At 71.9% G+C, this 14,749-nt stretch carries 11 protein-coding genes and 4 pseudogenes; 5 read left to right on the plus strand and 10 right to left on the minus strand.

What is annotated here, in order from left to right:
• Positions 1-63 precede the first annotated feature (63 nt).
• The 3 genes from OG974_RS09240 to OG974_RS09250 are packed head-to-tail and all read right to left on the minus strand — an operon-like array spanning position 64 to position 3,057.
• The gene (locus tag OG974_RS09240) at positions 64-1,503 is read right to left on the minus strand and encodes an amino acid permease (protein WP_257553328.1); all 1,440 of its coding nucleotides are present in this window, start codon (positions 1,501-1,503) and stop codon (positions 64-66) included.
• Complete coding sequence (locus tag OG974_RS09245; protein ID WP_327282182.1) at positions 1,500-2,231, minus strand: FadR/GntR family transcriptional regulator; 732 nt, start codon at positions 2,229-2,231, stop codon at positions 1,500-1,502. Before OG974_RS09245 ends, OG974_RS09240 begins: the two co-directional genes overlap by 4 nt.
• A gap of 31 nt (positions 2,232-2,262) precedes the next feature.
• Complete coding sequence (locus OG974_RS09250; protein WP_327282183.1) at positions 2,263-3,057, minus strand: gamma-glutamyl-gamma-aminobutyrate hydrolase family protein; 795 nt, start codon at positions 3,055-3,057, stop codon at positions 2,263-2,265.
• Positions 3,058-3,329: 272 nt separating this feature from the next.
• Here OG974_RS09250 and OG974_RS09255 point away from each other — a divergent pair, with 272 nt between their 5' ends.
• Both OG974_RS09255 and OG974_RS09260 read left to right on the plus strand, forming a co-directional pair.
• Positions 3,330-4,238 (plus strand): LysR family transcriptional regulator, encoded by a 909-nt coding sequence (locus tag OG974_RS09255; protein ID WP_053788610.1) that lies wholly within the window; start codon positions 3,330-3,332, stop codon positions 4,236-4,238.
• A 210-nt stretch (positions 4,239-4,448) separates the two neighbouring features.
• Positions 4,449-5,714, plus strand: a complete 1,266-nt coding sequence (locus tag OG974_RS09260; RefSeq protein WP_327282185.1) for a hypothetical protein — start codon at positions 4,449-4,451, stop codon at positions 5,712-5,714.
• A gap of 235 nt (positions 5,715-5,949) precedes the next feature.
• Here the strand turns inward: OG974_RS09260 and OG974_RS09265 are convergent.
• Both OG974_RS09265 and OG974_RS09270 read right to left on the minus strand, forming a co-directional pair.
• Positions 5,950-6,165, minus strand: a pseudogene (locus tag OG974_RS09265) (cation transporter); the annotation flags it as partial.
• Between the two features lie 18 nt (positions 6,166-6,183).
• Positions 6,184-6,483, minus strand: a pseudogene (locus OG974_RS09270) (ArsR/SmtB family transcription factor); the annotation flags it as partial.
• A gap of 747 nt (positions 6,484-7,230) precedes the next feature.
• Here OG974_RS09270 and OG974_RS09275 point away from each other — a divergent pair.
• Positions 7,231-7,455: pseudogene (locus OG974_RS09275) on the plus strand (FAD-dependent monooxygenase); the annotation flags it as partial.
• Here OG974_RS09275 and OG974_RS09280 read toward each other — a convergent pair.
• Entirely contained in the window at positions 7,430-8,329 is a 900-nt protein-coding gene (locus tag OG974_RS09280) for a LysR substrate-binding domain-containing protein (RefSeq protein ID WP_327282186.1), read from the minus strand. The pseudogene OG974_RS09275 and the gene OG974_RS09280 sit on opposite strands and share 26 nt — an antisense overlap.
• A gap of 83 nt (positions 8,330-8,412) precedes the next feature.
• Between OG974_RS09280 and OG974_RS09285 the strand changes: the two genes are divergently transcribed.
• Positions 8,413-9,306, plus strand: coding sequence for an MBL fold metallo-hydrolase (locus OG974_RS09285; RefSeq protein WP_327282187.1), 894 nt, complete (start codon positions 8,413-8,415; stop codon positions 9,304-9,306).
• Positions 9,307-9,423: 117 nt separating this feature from the next.
• Here OG974_RS09285 and OG974_RS09290 read toward each other — a convergent pair.
• Positions 9,424-10,157, minus strand: a pseudogene (locus OG974_RS09290) (LysR family transcriptional regulator).
• Between the two features lie 561 nt (positions 10,158-10,718).
• Between OG974_RS09290 and OG974_RS09295 the strand changes: the two are divergent.
• The gene (locus OG974_RS09295; RefSeq protein ID WP_328761970.1) at positions 10,719-11,153 is read left to right on the plus strand and encodes an ATP-binding cassette domain-containing protein; all 435 of its coding nucleotides are present in this window, start codon (positions 10,719-10,721) and stop codon (positions 11,151-11,153) included.
• A 14-nt stretch (positions 11,154-11,167) separates the two neighbouring features.
• Here OG974_RS09295 and OG974_RS09300 read toward each other — a convergent pair whose 3' ends face one another.
• The 3 genes from OG974_RS09300 to OG974_RS09310 all read right to left on the minus strand — a co-directional run bounded on the left by OG974_RS09300 (position 11,168) and on the right by OG974_RS09310 (position 14,741).
• Positions 11,168-12,796 (minus strand): AMP-binding protein, encoded by a 1,629-nt coding sequence (locus OG974_RS09300; RefSeq protein WP_328761971.1) that lies wholly within the window; start codon positions 12,794-12,796, stop codon positions 11,168-11,170.
• A gap of 8 nt (positions 12,797-12,804) precedes the next feature.
• A complete protein-coding gene (locus OG974_RS09305) occupies positions 12,805-13,722 on the minus strand; it encodes a TIGR03619 family F420-dependent LLM class oxidoreductase (protein ID WP_328761973.1) in 918 nt (305 codons plus the stop codon).
• 80 nt (positions 13,723-13,802) lie between these two features.
• Entirely contained in the window at positions 13,803-14,741 is a 939-nt protein-coding gene (locus OG974_RS09310) for an NADP-dependent oxidoreductase (protein WP_327282190.1), read from the minus strand.
• Positions 14,742-14,749: the final 8 nt, after the last annotated feature.

A 14,749-nucleotide genomic window follows, 5' to 3' on the forward strand; every position in this document is an offset into this window, starting at 1 on the left:
TGCTGACCGGGGTGGCCGGCGGCGGGCCCGGCCCGGGGGGACGGGCCGCGCCCGCCGCCCGGCTCAGCCCTCGCTCTTCGCGGCGGCGCGCGCCACGCGGCCGCGGACGGCGTACCAGCCGGCGACCAGCGCCGCGGCGATCAGTGGCACGCACAGCACGGTGGTGCGCGCCGCTCCTCCGTCGGCGTACATGAGGACCAGGACGGAGGCGAGGAAGGCCAGCGTCACGAGTTCGGTCCACGGGGAGCCGGGCAGGCGGTAGGAGGGGCGGGTGAGTTCGCCGTCACGGGTCTTCCGCCAGAAGAGGAGGTGGCAGAGCATGATCATGCCCCAGGTAGCGAGGATGCCGATGGCGGCCAGGTTGAGCACGATCTCGAACGCGTCCGCCGGAACGACGAAGTTGAGCCCGACGCCGAGGACGCACATGCCGCTGGTGAGCAGGATGCCGCCGTAGGGCACCTGGGTGCGGCTCAGCCGGGCGGTGAAGCTCGGGGCGGAGCCGTTGACGGCCATCGAGCGCAGGATGCGGCCGGTGGAGTAGAGGCCGGAGTTGAGCGAGGACATGGCCGCGGTGAGAACGACCAGATTCATCACGTCGCCGGCCGCCGGAATGCCGATGTGGGAGAGCACGGTCACGAACGGGCTCTGGCCGGCGCTGTAGCTGTTCCACGGCATCAGCATCGACAGCAGGACGACCGAGCCGACGTAGAAGAGGCCGACGCGCCACATGATCGAGTTGATCGCCTTCGGCATGATCTCCTCGGGATTCTCGGTCTCACCGGCCGCGACTCCGACCAGCTCGACGGAGGCGTAGGCGAAGACGACGCCCTGGATGATCAGCAGCATGGGCAGCAGGCCGTTGGGGAAGATCCCGCCGTTGTCGGTGATCAGGGACGGACCGGGCACGGCGTCGTCGATGGGGTGCCGGGTCACGAGGAAGAAGATCCCGATGGCCATGAAGACGACCAGTGCGCCGACCTTGACGATGGCGAACCAGAACTCCAGTTCGCCGAAGATCCGCACCGAGATGAGGTTCACGGTGAGGACCACGGCCAGGGCTATGAGCGCGATCACCCACTGCGGGACGTCGGAGAACAGGCGCCAGTAATGGGTGTAGGTGGCGACGGCGGTGATGTCGGCGATGCCGGTGGTCGCCCAGTTGAGGAAGTACATCCAGCCCGCGGTGTACGCGCCCTTCTCCCCGAGGAACTCCCGGGCGTACGAGACGAAGGCGCCGGAGGACGGCCGGTACATGACGAGCTCGCCGAGCGCGCGTACGACGAGGAACGCGAAGATCCCGCAGACGGCGTAGGCGACGAACAGTGAGGGGCCGGCGTCGGCGAGGCGTCCGCCCGCGCCGAGGAAGAGCCCGGTGCCGATCGCACCCCCGATGGCGATCATGTTGACGTGCCGGGGTGTCAAGGACTTGCTGTAGCCGGTGTCCCCGGCGTCCACGTGACGGGTCGTGGGGCGCTTCTCGTCTTTGAGGAACTGCTCGCTCACGCCTCGGGTCTGCCTTCCGTGGAGGTGGCCGCGCGCTGGGGGCGCACGATTTCTGTGAGGGTCGTCTCGACCCGCAGGAGGTGGTGGGACATGGCCTCCACCGCGTCGTGCTCGGAACCGTCGGCCAGCGCCTCGAGGATCGCCCGGTGCTCGCAGTTGGACTGCTCGCGCCGGCCGCCCAGTTCGTTGAGGAAGGTCGACTGACGCGCCAGTGCGTCGCGGATCTCCTCGATGACGCGACGGAAGACGGGGTTGCGGGATGCCTCGGCCACCGCCAGGTGGAAGACGGTGTCCATCGCCACCCACGCGGTGGTGTCGGTCTCCTGCTCCATCCGGTCGAGCAGATGGCCCAGATGGTCCAGGTCCTCCGGGGTGCGGCGCAGCGCGGCGTACCCGGCGACCGGGATCTCGACGTGCCGGCGCACCTCCAGCAGGTCGCTGGCGACGTAGTCGCCGAAGGTGGGGTCCTCGACCGTGTTCGCCAGGACGAACGTGCCCTTGCCGCTCTTGGAGGCGGTCAGGCCGATGGCTTGGAGGGCTCGGAGCGCCTCCCGCAGCACGGGCCGGCTGACCTCCAGGTTCCGGCACAACTCGGCTTCGGAGGGGAGCTTGTCGCCCACGACGTACTCACCGCGCTCGATGGCGCTGCGCAGGTGGCCGAAGACCGCTTCCATCGCGCTGACGCGCCGCGGGGCCTGGCCACCTGTCTGGCTGTCTGACAGGTTCACGGTGTGATCCTGATGGGTGCGCCGGAGGGTGTCAAGACACCTGTGTCGGGAAAGTCCGGCCCGGCGAGTTTCGCACCGTGCGCACTTTCCGTCCTGCCACCGAAGCCGCCCGATCGGTGTCTGCGGCGAAACCGGCGGCATCCACCAGGGCATGCACCACCGGCGTGTCGACACCCATCTCCGGATGCCACTGGACGCCCACGGCGAAGCGGTGCCGGGTGCTCTCGATCGCCTCGACGGTGCCGTCCGCCGCACGGGCGGCCACGATGAACCCGGCGCCCAGGCGATCCACCGCCTGATGATGGTGCGTGGCGACCTCGCGGGTCCCCGGTAGGAGGGCGCCGATCCGGGTCCCCGGCGCGGTGGTGACGGTGTGGGCACAGAAGTGGCCCCGGTAGGGGTTGTGGCCGTGATGGCCCACCCTGTCGGGCAGGTGCTGGATGAGGGTGCCTCCGGCGTGTACGTTCATCAGCTGCATACCCCGGCACACTCCGAGCACGGGTATGTCGCGGGCGAGACCGGCGGCCAGTACAGCCTGCTCCCACCGGTCGCGCTCGCGGACCGGCGGCCCCGTGCACGGGTGGGGCCGAGCGCCGTACAGGGCGGGATCCACGTCCTCGCCTCCCGTCAGGACGATCGCGTCCAGACGTGCGACCACATCGGCCGCTGCCGACGGGGCGTCCGGCGGCAGCAGGACGGCCCGGCCGCCCGCGGCCTGGAGACAGCCGGCGTAGGCAGCAGGCAGCACTGCGGCGGGCAGGTCCCACTCGCCCCACCGGGCGTCGGCCAGGTAGGTGGTGAGTCCGATGAGTGGTGGCTGGGGCATACCACTTCCTTTCAGGGCGTGAGGGGTGATCGTCGACGGCCGGGTGCACACCCGCCCCGCCGGACGTCCCCGGCCACGGCGGGCTGCGGCAGAAAAGGCGGACGGGGCGGACGGGGCACTGGCGGAGGGCGCCCCGGCGACAAGGTGGAGGGGCGGTCACGATCCGGGAGCGCGGGCTTGCGTTTTTCTTGCCGCGAGCAAGAATCCTGCTGGCGTTCATCTGCAATCACAAGAAAACACATCTTCGCGACAGATAAGTGAGCCTTAACTCCGTGCACGGACTCGACCCCCGCCTGCTCGCCACCCTCGAAGCCGTCGTGCGGCACGGCTCCTTCAACGCCGCCGCACGCGAGCTCGGCTACAGCGCGCCCGCGGTCTCCCAGCAGATCGCCGAACTCGAACGCCGCGCGGGCCTGAGAGTGCTGGAGCGCCGGCCCGTGCGCGCCACACCGGCAGGCGAAGTCCTTCTCGACGCCGAGCAGGGCGTCCGCAACGCGTTGGCGACGGCATCGGTGGAACTCGACGCCATGCGCGCGGGGACGGCCGGACGGATCCGCCTCGGCGCCTTCGCCTCGGCCGCCACCAGCATCGTTCCGCAAGCGCTGGCCCAACTCCACGCGGCCTACCCCCACGTGCAGGTCAGCCTCAGCCAACTGGAACCCGAGGCCTGCTACAACCGGCTCAAGCGGGGGGACATGGACCTGGCCCTCAGCTACGACTACGACTTCATCCCCGTCCCGCCACCCCGGATGCTGCGCCGGACGCTGGTCGCACGGGATCCGGTGGTGGCCGTGGTCCCGGCACACCACCGCCTGGCCGACAGGGAGGTCATCGACCTGGCCAGCCTCGCGTCCGAGACCTGGATCGCGGCTCCGGAGGCCGCACTGCGCCTGGAACTGCTCTCCCAGATGGCCAAGACGCCCGGCTTCCAGGCCCGCCTGCAATACGAGGGGGACGACTTCAACACCGTGCTCGGCTTCGTGGCCGCAGGCCTGTGCGTGGCCGTCATGCCGCAACTCGCCCTGCCCCGCGCCAACACCCAGGTCGTGGCCCGCCCCCTGGCCGAGCCGCAGTTGACGCGCTTCATCTACGCCGTCCGCATCGACACCCGGCACGCCCCGCGCGCCGTCCTGGACCTGGAGCAGATGCTCGCCGCGCAAGCGCTGGCCGCGCTCGCATGAGGCTGCGGCGGGCGGCCACCGGAGGTGAACGGCGCGTGAACCCACGCGAAATGCGCCAAGTTGACGGCGGCCGCACGCGCGTAGACCGGGTGATGACGCCAGGTCTCCCGGCTTGTCCGACTACCGGACGCGGTGGCTGAAAGTTAAACCATTGTGTGACGGGCGCCCTACGTTTGCGGCGGTTGACGTTCCAGCGAGAGGAAACCCCTCATGACCGCCGCCGACAGTGCGCCGCGAACGGCCCGCGTCCTCACCGGCTACCGCCCCGAGGACGGCTTCATGGCCGTGGAGCTGGACCCGCCTCCGGCCGAGTACGTATGGCACGACGAGCACGCCGAGCAGCAGGAGCAGCGCTACGGCCCGGGTGCGGGCTACCACCAGTGGCTGGCAGTGGACGCACGCGACGGCGCCGTATGGTTCGGCGACATCGACTGGCGGGCCCCGTCCGAAGACCTCGGCAGCCAGCTCCCCGGCCTCCCCCGCAGGGCACTCGGCGACGGGGCCGTCCCGGCCTCCGGAAGCATGGTGCAGCTGCTCGGCCACCTGACCCATGACGAACAGCGCGGCTGCTCCTGGCGCTTCTTCACCGCTGAGGAACTGCACGCGCTCGCCCTGCGCATACTCCCCGCCGTGCAGCGGCTCGTGGACTCCATCCACCGCATCGGACCGGACGACGAACTGGAGTGGTCGGCCGAGGCCGCCACCGCCTGGGACGACATCGAGCAGGCCGCGACACACACCTTCGACCCCTCCGGCGATCTCCGCTGGCCCAGGCTGCGCACGACACCGATCCCTGCCTGGCGTGTCGAGGTCGGCGCGTTCCTCGCCATGAACCCCGGTCTGTGCGATCCCTCCTGGGGCCTGGCCACGGACGCGGAACTCGATGCCTACGCCGACTACAGTCCCGAGAGCGGCTATGGCGGTGTACCGGGGCGGATGTGCCGCGCCGCCGACCGGCAGATCGAGGACGGTTTCACTTTCTACGGCCACCGTGCCGCCCTGTACGCCTACCGCGCGCAGGCGTGCGGCGACCGTGTTCCGACAGACGCCCGCGTCTGGCTGGAGACGACAGAGGCGGGTCGGGGCACCTGGGAGGCGGCCAAGCCCCCCGGGGCCACCCTCGCCGACGTCCCCGACTGCGTGCTGGCGGCCTTGGCCGAAGGGTTCCAGAACTCCGCGCACGAGGAGGGTCTGGTCCTGACGGGCCTGGACGCCCATCTGCGCCGGTTGCGCGCCGAGGAACGCTCCGCCGTCGACCAGCAGCTCGTCCGCGAAGCCGAGGAAGTCGAACGCCTCGAGAACATGCTCAAGGACTTCCGCGCGGCACGGAACCGCACCGTGACACGGATCCTGGCCTGGTCCGATGGGCGCAGCGACGGGGAAATCGCCCGCCTGGCGTCCATGCCCGACGACTACGTCAGCGACTGGCGGGCCCGCCTGACCGACGAACAGACGACGGCCACACCCGCAACCTGAAGCATGTGCGGCGAAGACAGGGCACCCGCTCCGCAGCCTCACCGCCCGGGCAGCCCGTCGAGCGCCACGGCCGTCCGTAGACCGAGGCGACGGCCCGAGGCCTTGAGCTGGTGCCGCCGGCCCGCTGCGAGTACCGCTGCGCGGGGTAGGCGGAGCCGGACCTGGCCGCTGTACCGGCGAGACGACCGGAGACGGTGCTCGTCGACGGCCTCGGGACCAAACGCACCTGGCCTGCTGCGATGATCCGTAGAATGGTCTTCTCCCGTGCCTCGCGGACAGCGTGGTCGCGGCCGGAGAACTGCCAGGCGACCGCGGCGGCCGAGGAGACCTCGATGACCGAGTCCAGGCCGAAACCGATCAGCGCAGTGGAGGGGGCGATAGCCCCAGCGGTGATGGCGACGATCGCCTCGACAACGTTGTAGGTGATGGTGGCCGCGACCAGCAGCCGTATCCGCTTCGCGAGGGCGTCACGGGGGGCCGGGGCCGGGCCGAGGGCGGTGCGCAAGTCGTCCAGGGCGTGGCCGAGGCGCTCGTCGGCGAGTTCGTAGCGGGTGCGGCGGCCGACCGGGACCGTGACGACAAGACCGCAGTCGCGCAGGCAGGCCAGGTGGTTCGACAGCCGGGTCCGGGAGATGCCCAGCGCGTCGGCCAGCTCGGCGGGATGGGCCGGAGCCTGGCACAGGGCGAGCAGGATGCGGCAGCGGATCGGGTCGGCGAGGGCGCGGCCGAACCGCGCCAGCACCTCGATGTCGGAGGCGATTGTCATCACCTACGGGACGGTCCGCTTCGAGATCCCGATTCCCGTCGTGCCCGCCGCCGGCCGATTCGGCAGCCAGCCACTTCTTCTGTGGGGCCGCCCGAGTACGTCGTCACCCATGCGCGGCACGTGGCCATACGGCGTGCTGCTGACCACGCTGGCGCTGCTCGTATCGCCCTCCAAGATCCGGACCATTCGCGGGCCAGGAGGCGGGAACTTGGCCCAGCGTCCGCCATTTTGGCTGGTCAGCCGTGGTGCGGCGTCTGTACCACCAGCAGACGAAGAACTTATTAGTAAGCTATTCACCCAAGAAGATCGGCTTCTTCTGAGAACTTGAGGACGGTGCCTGACCTGCGCAAAAGCCCCGTCAGGCACCGTGCCCTAATCTCGGGACAGCTACGAAATCGCGTGATTCCAGAGTTCACTTGCCTCCGATATCCCACTTCATACAGAAGATCCGGGCCGTGCACGGGCCAGCGCGATCGCCGGTCCACCGTGCATACCAGCAGACGCAGAGCCCTTTCCAAGCTGATGGTGGCGGCCGGTCGTTGTCGGGGATGGGCTGTGCGAAACGGCAAAGCTCCTGGTAGACGATTCGCTACCAAGATCGCCATGTCCGCCAGGAGCTTCGCGTGATCCGGGTGATGCGGTCGCCAGTGAGGCTGAACGCTACTGGCGGCGCCGGGCTCCAGCCGGATCGCGTCCAGCAGGGCGGTCCACGAGGTCCGGCCGGTCTCCAACGCGGCGACGATCGAGTACGGAGAGGGCGCCAACCTCGCCATGTACGACGGCGCCGAACTCGGCAAGGCCCTCGCCGCGCACCCGGACGACACCGAGGCCGCACTTACCGAGTACGAGGAGGCTCTGTTCCCGCGCAGTGCCGCCGCTGCCGCCGAGGCGGCCCGGAACCACGGGCTGTGCTTCGACGACAACGCCCCGCACAGCCTCGTCGACCTCTTCACCAACTACGAACAGGCCGAGTGAACGGCGGCTGCTCCAGCAATGCCGGCCCCCGGTAGGCGGCCGTCGCGATCTGGACGAACGACCGGATCAGAGGGTTCGGGTCGCCCTTGTTCCACGCCGCCACCACGCGATTCGGCGCGATGCCGATGAGCGGTACCACGGCCAGCTCCTCGGGTAGTTCGTGCCCGAGCGGGGTCATTCCGACCGTGCCGTTCCAGAGCACGGCCTGCAGGCATTCCTGGACGGCGCGCACGACCGGGCCCTCACGCGGCTCGCCGCCGCTCCAGTACGACTGCCAGATCGGGTCGGTGCCGTCCGGGAACCGGAACCAGCGCCGGTCTGCCAGGTCGGCCGGCGTCAGGCGGTCGTGGCGGGCCAGGGGATCGTCGGCGCGCAGCACCACGCCCACCGGGTCGGCGCGCAACTCGTGCACTGCCAGGCCGGTCTCGTCGAACGGCGCGCGGGTCAGGGCGACGTCGACCAGTCGGGCACGCAGCCCACAGGTCGGATCGGTCAGGTCGGTCTCGCGGATGCGGACCTCGGCGCCGGGGTGTCGTCGGCGGTACGCGGCGGCCAGCCGGGTCGCACCCCGGTCGGTGGTGTCGCCCAGGATGCCGACGGTGAGTGTCGCGGCGCCGGCCGCCGCGGTCACGCGTACGCGGACCCGGTCGGCCTGGTCGAGTAGGTTGCGCGCCTCCTCCAGCAGCGCCGCCCCGGCCGGGGTGAGCATGACGCCTGCGGCGGAGCGGAGGAACAGCGCGGCGCCGAGCTCGACCTCCAGCTGCTTGATCGCCCGGCTCAGGGGCGGCTGGCTCATGTGCAGCCGGGCAGCCGCCCGGCCGAAGTGGAGTTCCTCGGCGACGGCCACGAAGTAGCGCAGCGTGCGTAGCTCCATGACAGGCGACGATACCCGCACGGTATGGACACCGCCGAAACCGGTCTTGGACGGCCACGGTGCCCCGGCGGTGGAATCGGAGTATGACCGACGAACGCATTCCCGACCCCGTCGTGCAGGTTGCCAACGTGCAGGAGATCGCCTCCGACCTGCTGGTGATCCCCAACCGCCGGGTCCAGCTCGTACCCAACATCGGCATCATCGCCGGTACGCAGGCCGTCCTGGTCGTCGAGACGGGCATCGGCACCTCCAACGCCGAGCAGGTCCTCGCCTTTGCGTCCGAGGCGGCGAAGGGCCGCCGACTGTACCTGACCACGACGCACTTCCACCCCGAGCACGCCTTCGGCGCGCAGGCGTTCGCCGGCCAGGCCACGTACCTGGTCAACCGCGCACAGGCGGACGACCTGAAATCGAAAGGGCCCGGCTACCTGGAAATGTTCCGGGGCTTTGGCGGGCCAATCGCCGCCCGCCTCGACGGGGTCCGGGTTCCCACCCCCGACGTGGTCTACGACGACGAGTACGACCTGGACCTCGGTGGCCGGACCGTACGACTGCGGCCCACCGGCCGGGGCCACACCAAGGGCGACCAGGTGATCGAGGTCCCGGACGCCGGCGTGCTGTTCACCGGGGACCTTGCCGAGACTGGGCAGTTCGCCATCTTCCCGTGGTTCCCGCCGTACGACACGGACGTATCCGGCGTACGGTGGCTCGCGGTGATGGACCGGCTGGCCGCCACCCGACCCCGGCTGGTGGTCCCCGGTCACGGCGACCTCGACGGCCCGCACGTACTCACCGACGTCCGCGACTACCTGCGCGAGCTGCGCGACGAGACCTGGCGGCGGCGCGACTCCGCGATGAGCCAGGACGAGATCGTCGCCGAAGTCCGGGCGGTGCTGATCGAGCGGCATCCCGAGTGGGTCGGGCGGGAGTGGATCGAGCGGGGCGTCGGATGCCTCTGCGCCGAACACGCCGCATGACCCCTACTCAGCCGGCCATAGCGGCATGGAAGTCGCCCCGTGCTGTCGCAGATGAGGCGAGGCAACCGCGCACCCGGGTCGACGTCCCTGCTCGGGGTCGATCCGTTTCGCCGAGCCTCAAGGCGCCGGCGTGGACTGCGCCTTGAGGTGGGCCCGGGCGCAGGTGCGGAAGGCCGCCACCAGCCGGTTGCACTCGCGGGCGCGGGTCGCCAGTACGACGTGGCTGGGCTCGACCCCGTCCAGCGGGACCGTGGTGAGGTCGGGGCGCAGGGTGTGCGCATGGACCTGCGCGGAGATGGCCACGGCCCGTCCGGCGGCGATGAGTTCGAACTTGTCCTCGACTGCCTCGATCAGCGGGCCGTCTGGGACCGGGCGTCCGTCGGGCCGGGGGTCGATGCGCCAGAAGGCGCTCAGGAGCGGGTCCGCCCCCTGCACCCGGGGCAGGGGTTCGTCGGCGATGTCGTCAAGGGTGACCGATTCCTTGCCGGCCAGCCGGTGGTCCCGCGGCCCTCGGGGTGGCGGTGGCCCAGCTCCCGCGCGACCGGAGTGATGGCGATGCCCGCCGTGTACCCGATGGTGATGCGGCTGGGCCGGGCGGCGGCCCGGGTGCGTGCCGCGGCCTGATCGGCGGAGCGCAGCAGCTCCGTGGCGAGCGGCAGGAAGACCTCGCCGGCCGCCGTGAGGTGGTTGCCGTGCGGCGTGCGCTCGAACAGGCAGACCCCCAATTGCTGTTCAAGGCGGCGGATCTGCCGGCTCAGTGACGGCTGGGTGGTAAAGAGGGCCTCGGCTGCCCGCCCGAAATGCCGGTACTCGGCCACGACAGTGAAGGACCACACCAGCCGCAGGTCCAAGGCAGCCGGAGGCGGCGGCGATGCGGGAGGTGGCGGTGATGCCTGAGGAGGTGGCGAGTCGGGCACCGTTCCAGCGTAGCCCTCGCGCTGCCTGTCGGGTACGCCCCAGCAACCGCCTTGGCCAGCAACGATGCACGAACCGTATCGCTCCTTGCGAAGCATTCATTGGACCCGACACGTGCGGTCGGCACAGAGTGGGATCACCGGCCCAGGGAATCCGTCACGCACGGGGAGTCATCGCTGAAGGGCTGCGAGTAGCCAATAGGGCAGTTCAGTCAGCTCTCCCGGACCAGTCACGGACCAGAACCCGCACATTCGCGTCCGTCGCGTCCAACTCTCAGCGCGTGGCATAGCAGCAAGCAGCCGAGGACCGCAACGCCTACTTCGCGTGGTGCTGCGCGGCCTCCAGAAAGCGGGGTTTCTCACCCGGCCCGCCACCGCGGAAACCGGTCGCGCCCGCCCCACCACCCTCACCGACGAAGGCCGACGCCGGCTGAGCGCGGCGCAGGGGGACGTCTAAGCGATCGAGCCACGCATGATCGAGGCGATCCCGGCGAACGATTGACCGCACTGCTCGAAGACCTCGACCGGATGGCGCGCGCACTCGCCGTCCGGGGACCGTGGACCCGGGCGCGCGTCCTGGACCTGCTGCCGAGGCTCGGGGAACGCCTCGGCCACCGCGGCGACCAGCTCTCCGGCGGGGAGCAGCGGATGCTCGCGATAGCCCGGGCCCTGCTGGGCAACCCGCGGCTGCTGCTCCTCGACGAACCCTCCGACGGCCTCGCGCCCGCGATCGTGGCCCAAGTGGGCGAGGTGATCCGCGAGGTGGCCGCGGAGGGCGTGTCCGTGGTCCTCGTCGAGCAGAACCTGGGGCTGGCGCTGTCGGTCGCCCAGCACGTGGCCGTCATGCAGAAGGGCCGGATCGTCCACCGGGCGCCCTGCGCGGAGTTCGCGGCCGGCTCCGAGGACCGGAGGCGGCTGCTGGGCGTCGACTGAATGCGGGAGGCGCCTCAGCCGCGCAGGGCCGCGCGGCGGATCTTGCCGCTGTCCGTCTTCGGCAGCGCCGTGACGAAGTGGACGCGCCGCGGATAGGCGTGGGCCGACAGCCGGGTCTTCACCAGGGCCTGGAGCTCCGCAACCAGCGCGGGGCCGGTGGCCGCCGAGGGGGCGGGCACGACGTACGCCTCCACGACCTCCCCGCGGAGGCTGTCCGGGGCGGCGGTGATGCCCGCCTCGGACACGGCGGGGTGCTCGATCAGGATGCTCTCGATCTCGGTCGGGCCGATCCGGTAGCCCGCCATGACGATGAGGTCGTCCTGGCGGCCCCGCACGTGCAGGCGGCCCGCGTCGTCGAGGACGGCCAGGTCACCGGTGACGAACCAGCGGCCCTCCTGGAGGAAGGACCCGCCCGCCTTCGGGGCGAGCCCGCCGCCGCCCGCGTAGCCGGTGAACCACATGAGGGGGCTGCGGGCCACGTCGACGGCGAGGAGCCCCGTCCCGCCCACCGTCTCGCGGCCCGTCTCCGCATCGAGCACGGCGAGCGTCCAACCGGGGAAGGCGCGCACCTCGCTCGGCGCCGCGCCCGCCGCCGACGCGACGTCCCAGGCCTGACCGGCCGCCATGCCCAGTTCGGACTGGCCGTAGTGGTCGTACAGGTCCGCGCCGAGCACGCGGCGGGCCCACGGCGCGAGGTCCGGGGGCAGGGGCTCGCCGGCCGAGGAGCAGGCGCGCAGGGAGGTGCGCACCGGGCTATCGCCGAGGGCGTTGCGCAGCGCCCGGTACGCGGTGGGGGCGGCGGCGAAGTTGGTGACGCCGAGGCTGGTGAGGGCGCGGACGGTGAGCTCGGGGTCGAACCGGGCCCGGAGCAGGGTGGTGGTCAGGCCCAGCGCGAGGGGGCCGATGACGGCCTGGTAGAGCCCGTAGCCCCAGGCCGGGTCGGCCAGGTTCCAGAACACGTCGTCGGGGCGGTGGTCCAGGCCGTGGCGCTGGTAGGCGGCGAAGGTCGCCGTCGCCCGGACGGGGACGGTGACGGCCTTGGGCTGTCCGGTCGTCCCCGAGGTGTAGAGGTCGACGAACGGCGCGTCACCGCCCACCGCGCGGGTGGCCGGCGTCAGCGGCGGGCCCGCCTCCAGGTCCCGGAAGCCGTGCGTCCCGGGCGGCGCGGGCTCCGCGCCGTCCGCTCCGCCCGGGGCGCCGTTGACGACGATCGGGGGAGCGGGCGCGCCGCCGCGGACCGGCGGGAGCAGCTTGGGCAGTTGCCCGGCGTCCGCGACGACGAGCGCCGCGTGCGCGGTGCGGGCGGCGATGGCCTCGGACTGGAAGGCCGTGAAGAGCGGTACGTGGACCGCTCCGAGCCGCCAGGTCGCCAGGAGCGTGACCACGTGCTCGGCCGACTTGGCCATCAGGGTGGCGACGCGGTCCCCCTCGCCCACCCCCAGGCGCCGCATCGCCCCGGCCAGCCGGCGGGACCGGTCGGCCAGTTCGCCGTAGGTGACGGTGGTGGTCCGCAGCTCGGCGTCGACGACGCGCAGCGCCGGGCGGTCCGCGGGGTGCCGGTCGCACAGCAGCAGGGCGAGGTCCGCCCCGGGATGCGCGAAGGCGGCGACGAGATCGGTGAGGGACGGGTCCGGGACGGGCACGGTGTCTCCTAGCGCACGGTGTGGGTGGTGAGGTCGACGACCTGCTCGGCGAGGATTTCGAGGGTCCGCCAGTCCTGCTGGGCGGTGCCGCGCAGCCGCTGGTCCCCCGGATCGGTGTCCAGTACGACGTACGCGGCTCCCAGCGCCTCCAGTTCGCGCAGGTCCGCGCGGACCTGCGCGACCGTTCCGTGGCCCGTCCGCCGGCCCGCGTCCGGCAGCGGGGTGCGGGTGAGGGAGATCTGGATGCGGGGGCAGAGCAGCGGGAGCGGGCGCTCCTCCTCGGCACTGAGCTGGCGCAGCGCGGGCAGCGCCGCGTGCCGCAGCCAGTCGGCGTTCGGCCACAGGGGGTGCCAGGCGTCGCCGAAGCGGGCCGCGCGCCGCACCGCGGGCAGGCTGTTGCCGCCGATCCACACCGGCGGCGCGGGTTCGCGGCGCGGCATCGGGGCGCTGTGGACCGAGGTGAAGGAGACGGTCTCGCCGCGGAAGGTGGCCCGCCCCTCGCTCCAGAGCTGGTGCAGCGCGGCGAGGTACTCGTCGGTGACGCGCCCCCGCGTGGTGAAGGGGACGTTCAGGGCCTCGTAGCCCTGGCGGGCCCAGCCGACCCCGACGCCCAGGACGAAGCGGCCCCCCGAGAGCTGGTCGAGGGTCGCCCCCATCCGGGCCAGGAGCAGCGGATGGCGGTGGGGCATGATGACGACCCCGGTGCCGATCTCGATCCGGGAGGTCTGGGCCGCGAGCCAGGCCAGCGAGGTGAACGCCTCGTAGAACGGCGCGGGCGAGCGGCCGGCGGCGTCCGGGGTCAGTGCCACGTGGTCCGAGACCAGCAGCAGGTCGTAGCCCAGGTCCTCGATGGTGCGGGCCCAGCCCAGCAGCGTCGGGGGATCCATGCCGGGGCCGAAGTTGGGCAGGTTGATACCGATCTTCACCGGGTCTCCTTGTACGGGTCCGGGCCGGGTGGGACCGCGGGGGTCCGGTCCCACCCGGCGTACGGGGGCGCTGCCGCCGGCTAGCCGGCCGCGCCGTCGGGGGTGGCCGAGGGGACGAGGAGCACCTTGCCGCGGACGCCGCCGGCCTCGAAGCCGGCTACCGCCTCGGCCGCCCGGGCGAAGGGGTGGGCGCGGGCGACGCGCACGGTGAGGATCCCGCGGTCCACGAGGGCGGCGAGCTCCTCCAGTGCCGCGCCGTCCTGGTCGACGTAGGAGACCTGCGGGGTGATGCCGCGCTCGGCGGGCGGAACGACCGTGGGCACGACGGTGACCAGGGACCCTCCGTCCCGCACGGCCTTGATCGCGTCGGGGATGCCGGCGGTCTCGAACACCGCGTCGTACCCGCCGGCCCGGGCGGCGCCGGCCACCGTGGTGTGGACCTCGTGCGCCCCGAGCTCCTCCGCGAGGTCCACGTCCTGCTCGCGGACCAGCGCCGACGGGCGCCAGCCGCGGTGCGCGGCGAGCTGGAGGGCGTAGCCGCCGAGGGCGCCCACGGCGCCGGTGACCAGGACCGAGGCCCCGGCCGGGAGGCGCAGCCGCTCGAACGGCTGGTGCACGCTGAGCGAGGCCAGCGGCAGGGCGGCCGCGTCCCGGAGGCTGATGGAGCGCGGGGCCGGGGCGAGCAGCGACTCGTGGAGGGTGACCAGTTCGGCCCAGGTGCCGAGCCCGGTGGCGGGCTGGGCGGACAGGCCGATGACGGGGTCGCCCACGGCGAACCGCTCCACGCCCGGTCCGGTGGACTCGATGCGGCCGGAGAGGTCCCAGCCCAGGGTCATCGGCAGCGGGAGGGTGATCTCGTCGCCCTTCGATCCGGAGCGGACCTGGTTGTCCACCGGATTGACCGCCGCCGCCTCGATCCGGATCCGGACCTGGCCGGGGCCGGGCGCGGGCGCGTCGGGCACGTCGGCCTCGTGCAGGACGTCGGGGCTTCCGTAGGCGTTCATCACTACTGCGCGCATGGGGTGTT

The organism is Streptomyces sp. NBC_00597, from assembly GCF_041431095.1.
GTDB lineage: Bacteria > Actinomycetota > Actinomycetes > Streptomycetales > Streptomycetaceae > Streptomyces.